Source organism: Micromonospora sp. NPDC023956, from assembly GCF_040639195.1.
GTDB lineage: Bacteria > Actinomycetota > Actinomycetes > Mycobacteriales > Micromonosporaceae > Micromonospora.
This window is the reverse complement of record NZ_JBEZZN010000001.1, coordinates 807,359-825,882: the sequence shown is the minus strand read 5'-3', so window position 1 is coordinate 825,882 and position 18,524 is coordinate 807,359. Positions and strand designations below refer to the sequence as shown.

The window sequence follows — 18,524 nt, the reverse complement described above, 5'->3', positions numbered from 1 at the left end:
GGGCCGCCAAGCGGCTGGCCGCCCACCCCTCGGTGGACTACGTGGAGCAGAACCACACCGTCGAGATGGACGCCACCCAGGTCAACCCGCCGTGGAATCTGGACCGCATCGACCAGCGGACCGGGCCGCTCGACGGCCGGTACACCTACGTCAGCACCGGGCTGGGCGTCACCGCGTACGTCATCGACACCGGTATCCGGACCACCCACGTCGACTTCGCCGGGCAGGCCGTCGACGGGTACGACGCGATCGACAACGCCCTGCCGGCCGCCGACTGCAACGGCCACGGCACCCACGTCGCCGGCATCGTGGGCGGCACCAGCTACGGCGTCGCCAAGGACGTCACGCTGGTCGCCGTCCGGGTGCTGAACTGCGCCGGCAGCGGGACCTGGGCGCAGGTCATCGCCGGCATCAACTGGGTGACCGCCGACCACCAGCCGGGCCAGCCGGCGGTGGCGAACATGAGCCTCGGCGGCGGCCTGAACACCTCGCTGAACACCGCCGTGGCCAACTCGATCGCCGACGGCGTCACCTACGCGGTCGCCTCCGGCACCTCGAACCAGAACGCCTGCAACTTCTCCCCGGCGTCGGTGCCCACCGCGCTGACCGTCAACGCCTCGCAGAGCAACGACGCGCGGGCCTCCTTCTCCAACTGGGGCACCTGCACCGACATCTTCGCCCCGGGCGTGAACATCCTGTCCGCCTGGCACACCAGCGACACCGCCACCAACACCATCAGCGGCACCTCGATGGCCTCCCCGCACGTCGCGGGTGCGGCTGCCCGGGTGCTCCAGGTGTACCCGACCTGGACCCCGGCCCAGGTGTCCAGCTACCTCATCAGCCAGGCCACCGAGGACGTGATCACCAGCCCGGGCACCGGCTCCCCGAACCGGTTCCTCTACCTGGACCCGACCTTCTGATCCACTCCGCCCCACCGGCCCCGAGGCGATCCGCCCCGGGGCTGGCCACTTCCGGCGAGGAGGAACGATGACCACGGGACCGGTCCACCCGGCTGCTGGGCAGCAGGTCACCTACCAGGCAGCCCCTTTAGAGTCGGTAGGATGACGCCAACCCGTGCCGCCACCGCCTTCGACTCGTTGCGCCTCGACGCCGTGCCCGACCAGGTGACGTTGCGCCGGGTCTACGAACTCCCCGGCGACGCGGCCGTGCGGAAGCAGATGACCGAACTCACCGAGCAGACCCGGCGGTTGATCGGCTGCTCGTCGCTGGTCCTGGTCGCCAGCGTGGACGCCAGGGGAAACTGTGACGTCTCCCCGCGCGGCGGCCCCGCCGGGTTCGTCGCCGTGCTGGACTCGCGGACGGTGGCGATACCGGACGCGACCGGCAACAAGCGTCTGGACTCCCTGCAGAACGTCGTCGCCACCGGGCGGGCCGGGCTGCTGTTCGTCATTCCCGGGCGCACCACGACGCTCAGGGTGAACGGCCGGGCCTGCGTCTCCACCCGCCCCGAGCTGCTGTCGCAGCTGACCGCCGTGGGCAAGCCGCCGGCCAGTGCGCTGGTGTTGGGGATCGAGGAGGTCTACCCGCACTGCCCCAAGTCGCTGCTGCGCAGCGGGGCCTGGAAGCCGGAGCAGTGGCTGCCGGCGGACGCCCAGCCGACCTCGGCCGAGGTGACGCTGGCCCAGCTGCGGATGCCGGAGCTGACGATCGCCGACATCGAGCAGGCGGAGGCGGACTCGCTGAGGTACCGGTACGAGTGACCGCCCGCGCAGCGGTGGTGCGAGCACCGGGATCGCCCGCAGGATCGATGTCACCGCCGGAACCTCAGCGGCGTCGACGTGGGGCTTGTCCGTGCGCCGTCGGTCCGCGCCGCCGACGCGGCAGCGACGCGGACCGACGGCACAGGTCGTCCACCGAGGACGGTCAGTCCGGCAGGACCACCTGTACCGGGCTCGACCGGTGGGTGGTGGTGCCGTCGCCGAGCTGCCCGAACGAGTTGTCGCCCCAGCACCACAGGCTGCCGTCGGTCCGCGCCGCGCAGGCGTGGTAGGACACGGCGAAGCCGCCCGTCCAGGCGGTGGCGGTGCCGACCCGGGTCGGCGTCGGCCGGTGGGTGGTGGTGCCGTCGCCGAGCTGCCCGGACGTGTTGTTGCCCCAGCACCACAGGCTGCCGTCGGTGCGCGCCGCGCAGGACGAGTCGATGCCCGTCTCGACCCTTGCCCAGGTGGTGGCGGTGCCGACCTGCAGTGGGGTGGTCTGGAAGCCGGTGCCCCCGCCCACCTGGCCGTACCCGTTCTCGCCCCAGCACCACAGCGTCCCGTCGGCGCGGACCGCGCAGGTGTGCACGTACCCGGCCGTCACACCGGTCCACGTGGTAGCGGTGCCCACCTGCGTCGGTGTCGCCCGGTAGTCCCGGATGCCGAGACCGAGCTGCCCGTCCGAGCTGCTGCCCCAGCACCACAGGGTCCGGTCGGTGCGGGTGGCGCAGGTGTGCGCGTAGCCGGTCGTGACGCTCGCCCAGGTGGTCGCCGTGCCGACCTGTATCGGGGCGGTCGCCAGATAGGGAGACAGGCCGGTACCGAGCTGCGCGTGACGGTTCAGGCCCCAGCACCACAGGGTGCCGGTGGTCTGGACGGCGCAGGTGTGATTGGCGCCGGTGCTGACGCTGGCCCAGGTGGTGGCGTCGCCGATCCGGACGGGGCTGTTCCGTCTCGTGGTCGTCCCGTCGCCGAGCTGCCCGTTGCTGTTGCCACCCCAGCACCACAGCGTTCCGTCCGTGCGTACCGCGCAGGTGTTGCTGCTGCCGGCGTCGATACCCGCCCAGGTGGTAGCGTCGCCGATCCGGACCGGAGCGGTCCGGTTCGTGTTGGTCCCGTCGCCGAGCTGGCCGTAGAAGTTGTTGCCCCAGCACCAGAGCGTTCCGTCGGTACGGACCACACAGGTGTGCAGATCACCCGCGGCGACCCGGGACACCGACGCAGCGGCGGGCGAGACGTTCGGCGCGCCCCGGTCGGTAGGGGTGACGCCCGCCGTGGCCGCACCCGCCGTGAGCCCGATGGCCAGCACGGTGATCCCCGCAGAGGCCGCCGCCGCGACGGCGGTTCGAGCCAACCGCCGCCATCGCGACCGCAGCCGACCCTCCCGATGTTCGTTCATGTCCTGTTCTCCTCAGGCATCGTCGGTCCCGTACGGTGGAGGGCGGCGTTGCCCCGGCAGGTCGCCAGGACCCATGAGTCATATCAATGAAACTCTACATCGACATACGTCATTTTTAATTCCCCGTGTGCCGCCGGCGGCCCGGTCGCCATGGCGGATCGGTGGACAGGCCGGGCCGCGTCAGCGCACGTCACGGGACCCCGGGTCACCGGTCAGGGGCGCAGGAAGGTGACCCGCTCGGCGGTTTCGGTGAGCTGGAGGGCCAGGTCCCCCGAGTCCACCTCGGCCGCCTGCACCCCCAGGGACCCCGCGATCGCGGCGGCCAACCCGGTCGGGGAAACCGTCCCCCGGGGCCCCAGGGGCAGGGGCCCGACCGGGTCGGGGACCCGCTCCGAGCCCCCCGGGGCCCGCAGGGTCCTGCCGAAGGTGCCGGGGGAGTGCGGCTCCACCGCAAGGTGCTGGGCCTCCGGGGGCTGGTGCAGGTCCAGCCGGGCCAGCTCCCCCTCGAAGAGGCAGAGCAGCACCTCCGGGCTCAGTCGGCGGGTCACCCAGGGGGTCAGGTGCCCGGTCCCGGCCCGGTCGGCGTACCCGTCGACGAGCAGCCCCGGGTAGCCCGACACCACCTGGGACCGGATCAGGGCCCCGGTGAGGGTGGGGAAGTCCACCGGCAGGGGGGCGGCGGCGTCCCGGGCCTCGTCGGCGGGGCCCAGCCGACCGACGCTGACCGCCCCGTCGACCAGGTGCCGGACCCAGCTCTGGTCCACCCCGAGGAACCGGATCGACTCGACCGGCAGCAGCCCCTCCTCCGGCACCAGGTAGCCGAAGGGCACCCCCTCGAGTCGGGTCAGCCCGGTCAGCCAGTCCCGCACCCCGGCCGGGAGGGAGTCGTCGATCGGGGCCACCGCCAGCGGGTACCCGGCGTCGAGGTTGCGGGCGGCGCGCTGGTCCCGGGCGGCCTGCTGGTCCCGGCGGCGACGCCACCCGTACAGGCCGGTGGCGGTGTCCCCACTGCCCAGCGCCAGCAGCCGGCCGAGCTGCCAGGCGGCGGCGTACCCCAGGTCGAACATGCCCAGCTCCGCATCGAAACGCAGCAGGGCGTCCCCGGTCCGTACCGGGGCCACCCGCCCCGCATCCGTCGGACCGGGCACCAGGGGCCCCCGGTACCAGCCGATGCTGCTCCCGCCCTGCCGGAGCCGGTGCCGGGCCGGCACGAACCCCTGATTGAGGTACCGGTCGGCGGCGGGCTGCCCGCTGGGGGGAAGCCGGAGGGTGGCCCCCTCGTCGGCGAGGTCCCGGACCAGGGTGGCGAAGGTGTGGTCGGCGCTCACCGAGGCGAACCGCCAACTCGTCAGGCTGACCAGCCGGACGGTGTCCCCGACCGGGGCGGGCCCCCGGTCGAGTGCCCACGACCCGTCGGTGGCCGGGGCGAACCGGTGCTCCAGGGAGACCAGGTGCACCACGCTGGTCATCCCGGCCGGCGGCAGCCGGGTGCCGACCACCACCGCCGTGTCGGCCGGATCGTCCCCCTCGGACCGGACGTGGGCCAGCAGCGGCAGGTCGGCGTAGCCGGGCAGCAGGTCGGCGAGGAGAGCGACCGGGACGTCGATGACGGTGACCGGGTCCTGCGCCGACTCGTGGGACTCGGCAGCGACGGCGGCCGGCGGCAGCCAGTGCCCCGCCGCCACCTGTCCCAGGGGCACCGTCGAGACGGGGGGCGCCTCCTGCTCGGTGAAGAGCAGCAGGGCCAGCCAGGGCGGGGTCTGCGGCCCGGATCCCCCCGGGCTGCGTTCCCAGGGCAGGGTGGCACGCTCCAGCACGACGTGCGGCAGCACGGCGGCGTGGTCCCCGACGCTCCCCTCGGGCGGGAAGACCGACCGGACGAGGGAGGGGGCCAGGCCGAACCGGTCCCCGGCGACGGTGAACCGACGGGTCGTGGTGAAGTCCACCGGTTCCAGACTGACCCGCTGGGAGAGGGTGACCCGGTAGTCGCCGGCGGTCAGCACCGGGCGGTGCTCGCGGCGGAAGGTCACCTGGGACTCAGACATGGGCTGCCACCTGGGGGATCGCGTGGAACTGGGTGGTGTCGAAGCCGGCGGGGTCGAGTACCGCCGAGGGGAGCAGGGCGGCGGCGACCGCGCTGCGGGTGGTGGCGACCCCCGGGTCGGCCATCGCCGTCCGGATCGTGGTCGCCCGCGCCGCCGGCCCGTCCGGTACGACCGACCGCCGGGGCGGAGGGGCCAGCGTGATCACCTCCCGGGTGTACCGGGGGGTGTCGGCCCGGAGGGCGGACCGGTCCACCCAGACCGCCCGGGTCGGGGCGGGTGGGCGGGGGCGCAGCTCGTACCCGGTGACCAGGTCCTCCATCAGGGCCGGGTCGGTGACCTGGGGAGTGAGCCGGCCACCCCACAGGGCGAAGGGCAGCCCCCGGCAAACCGGGGTGTAGTCGAACCGGTCCTCGACCGGCGCCCCCTCGTGGGTGACCACGATCCGGTGGACGGCGGTGACGGCGCCGGGGGCCAGGTCGACCGGGCCGACCCCGAACGCGGTCCGGCCCCCACCGGTGGGCAGGGCCACCTCCCGCTCCGGGGTGCCCCGGACCGCCCCGCTGGCCGGGATGGCGCTGGTGGTCGACACGACCAGGGTGGCCGGGTCGACGACCCCCAGTTCGTCGGGGGCGGCCCCGGGGGCGGTGCGGTGGGTCTCGGCCCGTACCGACAGGCCGAGGATCCGTTCCCGGGGCGGCAGCAGGGTGTCCCGGAACCGGTCCCAGCTCACCGGTGCCGGCTTCGCCCCGCCGTTCGAGCCGAACGAGATGCGCACCGTGACGATGTCCAGGTCGATGGCGGCGGTACCGCCGAAGTCCGGACCCCACAACTGGACGTCGGCGCCGACCTGCACGTTGAGGGTGTGGGTGCCGAAGAGGCTGAAGGTGTACGACACCCCGATGCTGACGTGCAGGGACGCCTCGTAGTGGTACGGCTGCCAGGAGATGAGGAAGTCCATCGAGGCGTCGAAGCCGGCCCGCAGGGAGTCGTCCTGCCACAGGGCGGTGAGCCGGCCACCGGCCATCAGTGCGGTGGGGGTCAGCGCGAAGTACCCGGCCCCGGCGATGCTGAACTGCTTCGTGATCTGCCAGGCGAAGCCGAGCCGGGGCACGGTGGGGTAGTGGGCGGGTACCGGGAACCGGGGGTGGTAGCCCCCGGCGGTGAGGGCGAAGTCCCCGGTGTGCTCCCCGGTGAACCAGGTGGCGAAGGCGAACCCTCCGGTCAGGTGGCAGTCCGGGGAGAGCAGGTACGAGGCCCGGGTGAGCTGGGCCTCCACCGCCAGGTACCCGTCCTCGGGGACCAGGGTGGCCTTGATGGCGAGCTGGATCTGGGCGACCGGTTTGACCGGCCCCGCCCCCGCGTCCGGTGCCGGCAGCACCACCGTGGCCAGCCCCAGCACGTCCAGCTCGAACCGGTGCCCGAAGGCGGCGGCGACCAGCAGGAAGGCATCCACCATCTCGAAGGAGTTGACCCGCAGCCCCACGGCGAGGAAGTAGTCCCCGACCGAGGGCGGCAGGTAGTCGGCGAGGATCCGCAGCTCGTCGGCGAGGGTGGTGCCCGGGGGCGGCCCGGTGACCGCGTCGGCCACCAGGGGGAAGGTCGCCACCTGGTCGATGGCGGGGGCCACGAACCGCCGGTTGTACCCGAACCCGCCGGCCAGTCCCCGCACCGACAACTCGGGCGGCCCGGCGTGCAGGCCGTTGAGGTAGGCGTAGGCGAACAGCGAGGGCCCGGCGGGGAGTTGGACGTAGGCGCCGAGGGCCCCGACGGAGAAGGACGGGGTCCGCACGCTCAGCCCCCCGCTGTACGCGGTGTAGCTGGCCCCCTCGTACTCGATGGTGTCCTTGCGCAGCGCCCCGTCGATGCGCAGCGGGACGGTGTCGTAGGCCAGCCCGATCCCGGCCAGGTCGAAGGTGGGCATCGAGAGGGGGTCGGTGGTGGAGACCCCGATGGCCAGGCCGCTCAGGGAAAGGGTCAGCCCGGCCACGGTCACCGAGGCGTCCAGCAGCAGGGCGACCCGGGACTCCCGGCCGGGGGACTGCCGGAAGGCCAGGCCGACCCGGGAGATGTGCAGGGGCCCGAAGGAGCGTTGCACGGTGAGCCAGGTGGCGTCGTCGCCGGTCCGTACCGGCGCGGGGCCGCCGCTGGCCGGTGCCGGGGTCACCCCCGGGGGACCGCCGACCGGTACCGCCAGGGCCTGCGTGAAGGGTCCGAGCAGCAGGGTGGCGTCCACGGTGAACCCGGCGGCGAGGCCCCCGGCGGGGAGGGTGGTGCCCGCCGGGAGCAGGGCGGCGAGGGCGGTGGCCTCGGCCGCGGGCAGGGCGGTGGTGGCGGCGAGCAGCCGCAGGGGGTCCACCCCCATCGTGGTGCCCCGCAGGTGGTCCCCGACCACCGGGAGCCGCCCCAGGTCCAGGGTGGCGGCGACCTCCACCCCGAAGAGGTACCCGGTACGGGTGCCGTTGCCGGTGAGGGCGAACAGGGCCTGGCGCAGGTCGAGCCGGATGCCCTCCGGCACGTGCGCGGCGGCGGTGGGGGAGATCGCCCCCACCAGGGACTTCAGGTCGGGTACCGGATCGTCGGGCAGGTGCCGGTACGAGGCGGCGAGCCGATGGGCGGTGGGGTCCTGGGCGAAGTGCAGCTCCAGGGAGGGGTGGAAGGTTCCTCCCTGCACCGGTACGGCCAGGTCCAGGGTCCCGGCGACGGAGCGTCGGGCGGTGTCCACGGCCAGGGTTACCGCCACCTCGGTCCCGTCGACCGGGAACCGGGTCCGTCCGGTGAGGAAGAGGCGTTTGGCCCCGGTGGAGATCTCGGCGGCCAGGTTGTCCACGACGGACTCGGCCAGGGGAGCCGGCAGGGCCAGCCCCCCGAAGCGGTCGGCCAGGTCGGCGAAGAGGTGCCCGATGGGGATCTGCTGTTCGGGGCCGGTCTCCCCGGCGAACTCCCAACGCCGGTCGGGGGCCGGGTCGTAGGCGGCCCGGACCGTCACCCCGACCCCGCCCAGCAGCAGCCCCGCCTGGGCGTGGAAGGTGGTGCCGGTGGAGTCGTGCAGCAGGTCGAAGCCGACCTGGGTGACGGCGACCTCCTCGGTGATCTGCCAGACGCCGTCGATGACGATCTCGCCGTCGAAGGAGGCGGGCACGGTGGCCGAGGGCACCACGGCCCCGGCCTGGAACCGGGTGACCGTCAGATCCGGGACGTGGTCGGGCTCGGTGCCGGTGAAGTGCCGGTAGACCTCCCGGATGCGCAGGGGCGGGTCGCCCACCCGCAGCCCGCCGCCGATCTGCCGGGTGGCGGAGTCGGCGACCAGCTCCAGGGTGCCGTCCCGGCCGATCCCGAACAGACCGCCGACCAGGACCGACACCTGGGCGGAGGGACCGGGAGCGACCACCCGGACGGTCAGGTCGATCTGTTGGAGGGTGAACAGCCCGGGGATCACCTCCCACTCCGCCTCGGTGTAGAGGGTCATGGTCAGGTACTCGACCGGGTTCGCGGCGGTGGGGTTCACCGCGAGGGTGACCGCCCCCAGGGTGATCCCGGCCACCGGGTCGATGCCGAAGGGCACCGGCAGCGTCTCCAGCCCGGCCAGGCCGGCGATGTCGGCCAGGGTGAGGGGCCCCAGCCGACGGAAGTCGGCGGTGAGGACCAGGTCCTCGCTCCAGGAGGCGAGGCGGGCGTCGATGGTGATCTCGTGGTCCTCGGCGACCCCGGTCATGCTGCCCGCCGACACCGGGATGCCGGCCGCGAGGACCAGCGCCCCCCGGACCCGGTGGTCGAGGGTGTGGTAGTTGAGGTCGGGCAGACCGAACAGCCCGTACCGCAGGTTGGTGAGGGTGAACAGGCCCAGGTCGAGGCCGGCGTCGGCCGGGCCGTACAGGGCCACGCTCGGCACCAGGGGAGTGGCCGGGGTGATCCCGGGCGGGGCGAGGGAGACCATGGTGATCTCCCCGGAGAGGGGGTGGGTCTGTCCGGGGAAGAGCAGCCCGACCAGCTCCATCCCGGGCCGGATCTGCAGGTCCCCCTCGAAGGTCATGGCGGTGGCGGTCGGGACGGGGGGCTGCCCGCTCTCCGGAATCAGGTCGGTGTCCAGGCGCAGGACGGACCCGCTGAACCGGAGGGTGTCCAGCAGGGTCCCGCGCAGCGGCGGGAAGGTGTCGGCCAGGGACCAGTCGGTGCCCGGCCGGACGATCACCTCGACCCGGCTGACGGTCTCGCCGGCCAGGGTGAACCGGAGGGTCACGTCGGCCCGGTCGAAGGGCACCCCGGAGCCGGTGCCCCGGACGGTGACCGGGCCGGGGGCCTCGGCGCGTGCACAGCCGGTCAGCAGCAGCCGGCCGGTGGGCAGGAATTGGCCCAGGTAGGCGGCGGTCGGCGGGTCCAGGGCGGCGACCGGCAGGTCGAGCCGGCCGGAGGGCACCCCGGCCAGCAGGGTCTCCAGGGCCTCGGGGGTCATGACTTCTCCCAGGTGATGTCGAGGTCACCGTGGGACCCGGTGATGTAGACCGGGGCCTTGAAGGGGAACTGGAGGGACAGCGGGGGCTCGTAGTTCTCGGAGTCCCAGGCCCACCCGGAGTGGGGCGGGTCCTTCTCCCGGCCGCTGTCGACGAACCGTTTGACGTATCGGTCCACCACCGTCTTGGAGGGCAGGTGGTGGTTGGACACCCCCACCTTTCCGGCGCTGATCAGGGCCCGTTCCTTCGGGTCCACCAGGTTCACGAACTCGAGGGAGGAGGAGGTGCAGTTGCTGCCGTGGTGAGCGATGTGGACGACGTCTACGTTCTTCAGCCGGGTCCGGTTGTGAGCGGCGTACTTCCCCCGGTTCATCAGGTGGTACTCGGTGCTGCGGGTGGAGTCCCCGCAGAGCAGCAGCTTCTTGCCGAAGACCTCCACCAGGAGCACCACACTGCCCCGGTTCTTGCCCTGGGCCGCGTCCTTGTCCTTGCGGTAGTCGTTGACGACCCCGGAGGCCAGGATGGTCACCGTGCAGGCCGGGTCGGTCTCCGCCACGATCCGGATGCCGCCCCAGGCGTCGAGGCAGTCGATGTCGGTGGCGGACTTCGCCGCCGGTACGTCGACTCCTCCCAGGGTGGTCTCCCCGACCACATCCGTCTTGCCCAACCTCTGGTCGGGGTCGACCGCGTTGTGGACCACCTTGCGGATCAGGCTCTCGTTCACGATGTGCTCACGCACCCAGGTGTTGGCGGATCCGTAGCCGGCGAAGTCCCCGCTGTGGTAGACCCGGCCGACCTGGATCTTGTGGGGCTTGTCGGCGAGCACCGTGGCGAGCTGGTTGTAGTGGTCCTCGTCGGAGTGGGTGAAGATCAGGATGTCGACGAACTGGGCCTTCGGGGTCACCAGTGGCCGGCCCAGGTCGTCGGTGGTCTGCACCGGGCCCAGGAACTTCGGATCCTCCAGGCAGTCCCGCACCCGCTTGGTGTAGACATCGACCTCGGACTCCTCCACCTCCCGCGAGGTGGAGCCGCAGTCGATGAGGATCATCCGCCCGCCCGGGGTGCTGAGGGCGATGCAGTCCCCCTGCCCCACCTTGATCATGCGGGCGTAGAACCTCCGGTCCCCCCGGTTGCCGGGGGCGGCCGGTGGCCGCTTGCTGATCTCGTCCTCCCAGAGTTTGGCCAGGGCCGCAGCCTCCCTCCGGAGCCTCGCCTCGTGCTCCTCCTGCAACTTGATCCGCTTCTTCTTGGACTCCTTGCGGTTCTTGTCGAGGATCGTCTCCCCGTCCTTGAGGCCGAGGCTGTAGTCGGCCGTCTTCCGCTTGCGTTTCGTCGGGGGGGTCGGGCTGGTCACCGTGATCTCCTCAGCTCGGGAAGGCGATCCGCCAGCGACCCTGGCTGACCCGTTCGCCCTTGCGCCGCCACGTGAAGACGTGTCGACGGTCGTTGTCGAACGGGCTGAAGTCGGCGGCGTAGGCGAACTCGTCCTGCAGCACGTTGTAGAGGTCGCACTCCAGTTGCCCGGCGGCCAGCCGTACCAGGGCCCGCAGCTCGTGGGCGCCGATGGTGACCCCGTCCACGGTCAGCGCCTGGAAGGTGCCCCGGGCAGCCTGGACGTCGCTCAGGTCGTCGGAGCCGCCCTGCTTGAAGGCGAAGCCCTCGGGGCGGCCCTCGACGCGGTGCCAGAACTTGTGCGAGTGGTGGAAGCGGATGCTGGGGTAGACGTCCACCCCGGCCGGGGTCTCGGCCTGGTACAGCTCCAGGAACAGGGCCCCGCCGCCGCTCTGGTCCTCCCGGCGGAGCTGGAGGTGGTCGGCGCCGGCGGTGAACACCGACTGGCCGGCGGTGAGCCGGGTGCCGCGCACCTCGTCGGCCTGGAGCCGGGGCGTCGTCACGGCGCCGGCCACCAGAGGCCCGGTCGTCACGGCGCTGGCGGTCAGCGCCCCGGTCTGCACGTCGGTCAGCTCGTCGGAGTTGCCCTGCTTGAAGGCGAAGCCCTCGGGGCGGCCCTCGATACGGTGCCAGAACCTGTTGGCGTGGTGGAAGCGGATGCTGGGGAAGACGTCCACCCCCGCCGGGGTGTCGGTCTGGAACAGCTCCAGGAACACCACCTGCCCGCCGCTCTGGGCCTCCCGCCGCAGCAGGAGGTGCTCGGAGACCGCCTGCACGGTCAGCGGGGACCCGGGCGCGGTGGTGCCGATGCCGACCTTGTTGCCCACCGGGTTGATGGCCAGCGGGGCGGAGCCGTGGGACTGGATCCAGGAGTACCCGGTGTCGTAGCCCAGCCGCAGGTTCGGCTGGTCGGTGGGGCCGACGATGACGCTGCCGGCGTTGGCGTCGCCGTTGGCGTCCACGATGTGCAGCCGGGCCTGGGGAGTGGCGGTGCCCAGCCCGGCGTTGCGGGCGGAGAAGACCAGGGGCGCCCGCTCCACTGTGGCGCTGAGCTGGCCGTCCTGGAACCCGGGGAGGTTGCGGTAGGCCAGCACCACCGGGGCGTGGCCGGGGTCCGGCAGCCCCTGCACCTCCTCCAGGGTCAGCTCCAGGCATTCCCCGGGTGGCAGGGTCGTGTCCTGCTCGGGGACCAGGGTCCACTGGGCCCGGTCCGCCAGCATCTCGTGGTGGACCTGCCAGACCCCGGAGACCGACCCCCCGACCCGGAGGGTGACCGTGCCGGCGGTACCGGCGGTGGTCAGGGCCCAGTCCCGGGTCTCCCGGTCGCCCTGCACCTCGAAGGAGAGGACCAGCTCGGTGGGGGCGGTCCCGTCCGCCCCGGTCAACGGCACCGGAATCTCCCGCGAGACGTTGGCCACCCGGACCCGCAGGTCACAGGGGGTCCGTCCGTCGCTGAGCACCCGGTCCCCGCCGACGAACCCCAGGTGCAGGGGGACGTCGGGTCGACCCCGGTGGTTGACGATCTCCAGCACCTGGTGCCGGGCCCCGGTCAGTTCGCTGGGCTCCCCGCTGTACCCCATGCGCCGGTAGCCCAGCTCCACCCGGCTGCCCCGGGTGCCGCCCACCCCGTCGGCCCGCAGCCCGGTCAGGGGCAGGTCGAGGGAGTTCCCGGCCGGCAGGGTCAGCCCCTCCGGTCCGCGCAGCCAGCCGGTGGACCCGGTCAGGGACAGCTCCCACCCCGGCACCTCCAGGGCCGGCCGGGAGTCGGCGGACAGCACCCCCTCGCGGAAGGTCACCGCGAGGTGGTGGTTCCCGGGACCGACGGGTCCGGGGGCGGACCAGAGGACCAGGTCCTGCCGGGAGGAGTTGGTGACCCGCAGGGTGAGGGTCTGCCCCGTCGGGGCGTCGTCGATGTAGAGCACCGGCTGGTCGTCGACGTTGGCCAGCTCGAAGGTGAGGGGGTGGGTACGGACGAAGGTGGCGAGCAGGGCCTCGTCGCCGGCCATGTCCCGCTGGATCTCGGCTACCGACCGGGGAGCGTCGTACACCCGCAGGTGGGCCGCGGCGAGGGCGAGGTGGGAGGTGACGGAGTCGGGGTCGCGGCCCAGGGCGAACCTCTCCCCGCTCGGCCGGGTGGGCCCCGGCATCGCGTCCTCGGCGACCACCGCCCCGTCCAGCAGGATCCGGGCGGTGCCGTCCTGACTGGTCACCGCCAGGTGGTGCCACTGGTCGAAGGTGAAGGTCCCCGGGGAGGTCTTCTGCCAGAAGGGCCCGTCCACCGTGGAGCCCTGGTACACGATCCGGCCGTCGTCGCAGAGCCGGAGCACGAAGTGGCCCCCCTGGCCGAAGACGGCGGCCATCGAGTCCGACGGCATCGGGGGCACCCGTACCCAGACCATGCTGGTGACCGGCTGGGTCACGCCCGCGGTGCTGACCACCGCGTCGGCGCCCCCGCCCAGGGCCAGGCAACTGCCGAACCGGTCGTCGGCGCGGACCTGCGGGGCACCCTCGATCTCCCCGGTGGCCGGGGCGGCGGGGGAGCCGGTGACCAGGGGGCCGGGGGCCAGGTCGTCGAGCTGCCAGTGCAGCAGCAGGGCGGCGCTCACGCCGGGGAGCCCGGGACGACGGAGGCGGCGGTACCGGGGACGGCCGGTCGGGTGCCGGCCGGGGCCCCCTCCGGGTGGAGCTGGGCACCGGCCTGCTGGCCGATGGCCTCGATCAGTTCGTACACACGGACGTAGGGCATCTGACCCAGGGCCTCCAGGATCGTGTTCGTCTGGTCGAGGGTGAGGGTGAGGGTGATCGGGGGCATCGCTCGCATCCTTGATCCGGTCGGGTGACCGGGGTGGTGGCTCATCGGGTCGGGGCGGTCGGGGTGGGCAGCGCGAGCCAGCCCTCCCGCAGGGTCAGGTCGGTGGGGAACCCCGGGTTCGGGGCGGGGGGATCCTCGGTCTCGGTCCAGACGGCACCCGTCCGCTCCCGCCAGGTCCATCGGCGGCCCGGCTCGGTGGCGGGCAGCACCAGCCCGACCCCGGCCGCGTCGGTCAGCACCGGGGCGGCGAGGAAGCCGGTCTCCAGGCGGGCCAGGGCGTCGTGGTGGTGGGCGGGGTCCAGCCGTACCGAGACGGTGGGCAGGATGCCGGTGGTGGCGTGCAGGGCCCCGGCCGGCTCCAGGAGCACCGTCAGGGTCTCCTCGGGCAGGCCGAGGGCGAGCCGTACCGGGGGGTCGGTGCCGGCGGCGGCCATGGCGGGCACGTCGTGGTACTCGGTGCCGAGGCTCCCGTCGGGCTCGTGCCGCCAGTACCCCAGCACCCCGTCGGTGAGCCGCCCGTACGCCCCGAGCCGGACCGGGAACCGCACCAGCGGGAAGCCGTTGGTCTCCCGGCCGGTACGCCCCAGGTCCTGCCGGAACACGTTCCAGTCCTGGTGGATCGCGGGCGGGCCGAGCAGGTCCAGCCCGAGGGTCAGGCGCAGCACCGCGACCGGTCGACCGGTGAGGCGGGACCGGACCTGGTGGCCGCCCTCCCCCTCCTCACCCACCGCCTCCACGGCGTCGAGCAGGGAACCGAGCAGCTCCCCGAGCCGGTCCGCCCCGTACCCCCGCAGTCGGTCGACGACGGCCCGCAGCCCGGGGTTGGTGATCTGCTCCACGGCGGGAACACCCCCGGTGGGGGCGGCCAGCCAGCGGGCCAGAGCCGGGCGGTCCGGGTCCGGGTCGGGAAGGAGGCTGCCCAGCCACTCCCCGCCGGCGGCGTGCACCCGCAGCCCGTCGTCGAGCAGGTCGGGCAGGAGCCACCCGCAGACCGGGGAGGAGGCCACCAGGCCGCTGACCGGCCGGCCCGGGTGCTCGGCGTCGAGCAGCCGCAGCCGCAGTCGGGCCGGCTGGGCCACCCGGGGCGGCAGGGCGATCCAGCCCGGCCGGTCCGGCACCCGCAGCCGGGTGGTGGCGGCGGGCCGGTCCACCGAGAGGTCGTGCCCGACCCCGAAGGAGTCCACCACCCGCAGCCGTAGCAGCCGCAGGCAGCCGGCCCGCAGCGGGTTGAAGTCGGCCAGCGGCACCGGGGCCTGCCGGTTCTGCTCCCCGACCCGGTCCCGCACCTGCGCGGCGAGGAGCTGCCCGGACGGGAAACCGAGCGGGTCGAGGACGGGGAGCTGGCGGGTCAGCCGGCGCATCAGCAGGGCGTCGTTGAACCCGCCCAGGCTCTGCGCCAGGTTGCTCCCCTCGTGTTCGGCCAGGTGGGCGTAGGCGGCGGCGAGGGTGCCGAGCCGGGGGTCGGCCGACCGGTCGGCACACCAGGCGAGCAGGGCCCCGGGGTCCGCGGTCACCTGCTCGGGGGTGAGGAGCCCCAGCCCGGCGGCCGTGCGTTCCTCGTTGTACCGGGCCAGCGGGCCGCCCGCGAGGTACCGCAGGATCCGGGCCGAGAGCAGCGGGCGGGTGGCGGTGGAGAGCACGGTGCTGCCGCTGTAGGTGACCGCCGCCCGTTCGGTGAGCCGGTGCCCGGGGCGGGTCGCCAGCTCGACCTCCCCGGCCGGGAGCCGGTAGTTGAGGCTGACCACCTCGGGGTCGTAGTCCCGGTCGGTGGGGTCGAGGTTGGTCCCGGGGGCCGACGGCAGGAACTCCACCTCCCAGTGCAGCAGCAGGGGATGCCAGGGCTGGCCGGCCCAGCGGCGCAGCGCCGGGTGGGGCTCGGCCAGCCCGGCGAGGACCGTGTCCAGCAGGTCGCCGGCGGCGGCGACCCCCTCGGGGTCGGCCAGGGCCCCGGCTGCCCCCGCGGCCTCCACCACCAGGCAGGGCAGCAGACCCTCCGGGTGCTCGTCGTCGCTTCCGTACCGGTCCGACCCGGTGGCCTCGGCCCCGGTGAGCAGCACGACCGGTTCGTTGGGCACCTGGTACGAGTCGTCGGGGAGCTGCTGGAGCCGGTAGCCGGCCCCCTCCGGCAGCTCCGCGTTGACCCGGGCCACCACCGCCTCCACCGCCTCCCGGGCCGCCGCCAGCCGGTGGGTCAGGGTGTCCCCCCGCCCGGTCGGCGGGAACTCCCCGGTCTCGGCGAGCAGGGCGTCCAGGGTCGCCATCTCCCGTTGCAGGTAGGCGGCGGCCAGGTCCGGGTCGGGGTAGTCCGTCCGGTTCTCCGGGGGTGGGTAGGCGCAGGTCAGGTACCGGTGCCAGTCGGCGAAGAGACGCTGCCGCAGCCCGGTGGCCCGAGCCTGGGCCCCCTCGTGGGCGGCCTGGGCCGCGTTCAGGGCGACCAGCAGGTCACCCAGCTCGGGCGGCAGGTCGGTCAGCTCCCGGGCGGGGGCGGCCCCTACCGGAGCGGGGCGGGCGGAGCCGGCGGTGCTGGCGGGGCCGGCGGTGTTGGCGGGGCCGGCGGTGTTGGCGGCGGCGACCAGGGCCGCCGGGTCGGTGCCGGGGACGGCGTCCCGGGGCCGGACCGTCCAGCGGGTCCCGGCGGCGACCGCGGTGAAGGCGGCGGTGTGCCGGGCCTCGGCGAGCCGCTCGGGCAGGTCCAGGGTGGCGGTCTCCAGGTGGTCGGCGAGGTCGATCGCCTCCAGGAGCTGCTCCATCTCGTCGGCGCTCACCCCGGGCAGCTCCGCCCCCAGGTGGGCGGCGAGGGCCTCGGTGGCACTGTCGGCGAGGTAGACCCCGGTCCCGGTGGTCCGGTTCTCGAGCAGGGACAGCTCCCCCTCCGGGTCGAGGGTCAGCCGGCCGAAGCAGACCATCCGCTCCGGGGCCGCCCCCTCGGGCCCCGCCGCCCAACCCAGCTCGTCGGCCACCCGCTCGGCCCAGGTGCCGGTACCCGGCCGGGCCAGGGTGCCGGTCAGCTCGTCCAGGGCGGGGGAGGAGTACCAGCCGAGCAGGTCGTACCGGGTACCGGCCGGGCGCCGGGTGCCCGACTGGGGGTCGAAGAACCCGAAGACGCTGGCCGAGTTGGGGTAGAAGGCGGCGAAGGTGGGCTCCCCGTACCCGAGGGCGGTCAGCCGGGCCACCCGGTCCGTTTCCGACCCCGGCCAGGCCGCCAGGGGCAGGACCCGCCCGAGCCGGCGCCAGGGTCGACCCGAGGGGCCCGGGGGGTCGGCGGGGGAGAGGGGGTAGGCCACCGAGGCGGGCGACTCGTCGGTGAGGGCGTCGCTCTCCACCACCCACCGGGCCCGCCGGCCGTCGGGGTCGGTGCGGGTGACCAGCCACCGGTCGGGCACCCGGGGCGGCTGCACCCCCTGCGGGCCGTGGACCAGGCGGGTCAGTGCGTCCGGCAGGGACCAGTGCAGGTGGATCCCGGCCTGGAGGGTGAGCTCCTCCTCGAAGGGGGCGGGGAGGATCCCCTCGCTGAGGAAGGGCTGGTCGGGATGGACGTCCCGCCCGGTGAGCGGGTCCCGGTAGGGCAGTCGGGTGAAGTCGGCGACCGGGCCGGTGACGGTCCGCTGGGCCGGGAGCCACAGTGCGTCGATTCGGACGGGTACGGCGAGCAGACGCATGGGGCGATCCCTCTGGGGTGGATGATCAGCGCGGATCACCCTACAAACCAGACTGGATCTTGAACCTTCGCAAAGTCGACAGTGGACTTGTCAGGTGCGTCGTAGCGCTGTCGGCCCCCGGTGGTGTAGGACCGACTTCGGCGATCTGTTCAGGTATCGGGGATGATGATTCCGATGTCCCCGTAGGCGCCGGTCTGCTCCGGTTCCCTCGCCGCAGGTCAGGTCAGGTCAGGTCAGGGCGGGGTGGGGCGAGGCGGGCGGCGAGGCGGGTAAAGCCGAGCGCCAGCCCGTCGACGTGGGCTGGCGCTCGGAACTGCCGAATGTACGGCCGGGCACGAACTGGAGACGGTGCGGTACTTCCCGCCGACGACCAGTGGTCCGGCTGTGGTGTTTCAGCCGGCGACGATGTCCTCGACACCGCCGAGGAAGGCCACGACGTCCTCGACGCCGCCGGTGCTGACCTCGTTCGCCCGTCCCAGGGTCAGGGTAGCCATGAACGTTCTCCTCTCACTCGTATCAGTTGCCCGAACAGGGTGCTAATGAGAGTGGACGGATCGTCGCCACGTGTCAAGGTGCGAAAAGGGAAAGGGAATCCTGACAACCCGGCGTGGCCCGACCACGTGGTTAAACAGCCCATCTCGGATATTAGCGACGCGGCGCAGGGCGATCCGACAAAGGCTGATAATGGGTGTCGGCTCAGCCGGCGGCTGGCAGCCGGAAACAGGTGGAATCGGTGTTCGACGGTCAATGCCGCAGCATCAGGAGACGTCGGAAATGAGCGATTCCCGGCGACGGCCGTCCGGCTACCCGGCTGCTCGCCCCGGCGGAAGCGGTACGGCGACGGTCGGAGCGCGAGCGGGGCGGCGGCCATCCTCGGGCCCTGAGCGGGTTGGTCCGTTCTGCTCCTGGGCCTTGACGGGCGGTTCGCCGGGCCGACCCGGGAGCGCGATGACGGTGGTTGCCCTGCGGCCCGAGTGCGACCTGACCGATACGGTCGTCGACACGAAGATCGCACTCCGCCGGTTTGTGTGCCGGTACCAGCACCTGTCGG

At 73.4% G+C, this 18,524-nt stretch carries 9 protein-coding genes; 2 read left to right on the top strand and 7 right to left on the bottom strand.

Features of this window, described 5'->3' with window-relative positions:
• Together AB0F58_RS02455 and AB0F58_RS02450 are read left to right on the top strand one after the other, a co-directional pair.
• Positions 1 to 920 (top strand): S8 family peptidase (locus AB0F58_RS02455; protein ID WP_357136775.1); only part of this gene is annotated, 920 nt, incomplete at its 5' end.
• A gap of 141 nt (positions 921 to 1,061) precedes the next feature.
• Positions 1,062 to 1,721, top strand: coding sequence for an MSMEG_1061 family FMN-dependent PPOX-type flavoprotein (locus AB0F58_RS02450; RefSeq protein ID WP_357136773.1), 660 nt, complete (start codon positions 1,062 to 1,064; stop codon positions 1,719 to 1,721).
• A 163-nt stretch (positions 1,722 to 1,884) separates the two neighbouring features.
• Here the strand turns inward: AB0F58_RS02450 and AB0F58_RS02445 are convergent, their stop codons facing one another.
• The 7 genes from AB0F58_RS02445 to AB0F58_RS02415 form a co-directional block, all read right to left on the bottom strand.
• Positions 1,885 to 3,117, bottom strand: a complete 1,233-nt coding sequence (locus AB0F58_RS02445; protein WP_357136770.1) for a hypothetical protein — start codon at positions 3,115 to 3,117, stop codon at positions 1,885 to 1,887.
• Between the two features lie 212 nt (positions 3,118 to 3,329).
• Positions 3,330 to 5,162, bottom strand: a complete 1,833-nt coding sequence (locus tag AB0F58_RS02440; protein ID WP_357136767.1) for a hypothetical protein — start codon at positions 5,160 to 5,162, stop codon at positions 3,330 to 3,332.
• A complete protein-coding gene (locus tag AB0F58_RS02435; protein WP_357136765.1) occupies positions 5,155 to 9,612 on the bottom strand; it encodes a DUF6603 domain-containing protein in 4,458 nt (1,485 codons plus the stop codon). The genes AB0F58_RS02440 and AB0F58_RS02435 overlap by 8 nt, the downstream gene beginning before the upstream one ends.
• A complete protein-coding gene (locus AB0F58_RS02430) occupies positions 9,609 to 10,964 on the bottom strand; it encodes a hypothetical protein (protein WP_357136763.1) in 1,356 nt (451 codons plus the stop codon). The genes AB0F58_RS02435 and AB0F58_RS02430 overlap by 4 nt, the downstream gene beginning before the upstream one ends.
• Before the next feature lie 10 nt (positions 10,965 to 10,974).
• Positions 10,975 to 13,608 carry a LamG domain-containing protein gene (locus AB0F58_RS02425; protein ID WP_357136761.1) on the bottom strand — a complete coding sequence of 878 codons (2,634 nt, stop codon included), beginning with the start codon at positions 13,606 to 13,608 and terminating at the stop codon, positions 10,975 to 10,977.
• Positions 13,605 to 13,814: a hypothetical protein gene (locus tag AB0F58_RS02420; protein WP_357136758.1), complete on the bottom strand. Its 210-nt coding sequence runs from the start codon at positions 13,812 to 13,814 to the stop codon at positions 13,605 to 13,607. The genes AB0F58_RS02425 and AB0F58_RS02420 overlap by 4 nt, the downstream gene beginning before the upstream one ends.
• Before the next feature lie 41 nt (positions 13,815 to 13,855).
• Complete coding sequence (locus tag AB0F58_RS02415) at positions 13,856 to 17,473, bottom strand: hypothetical protein (protein WP_357136756.1); 3,618 nt, start codon at positions 17,471 to 17,473, stop codon at positions 13,856 to 13,858.
• Positions 17,474 to 18,524 lie beyond the last annotated feature (1,051 nt).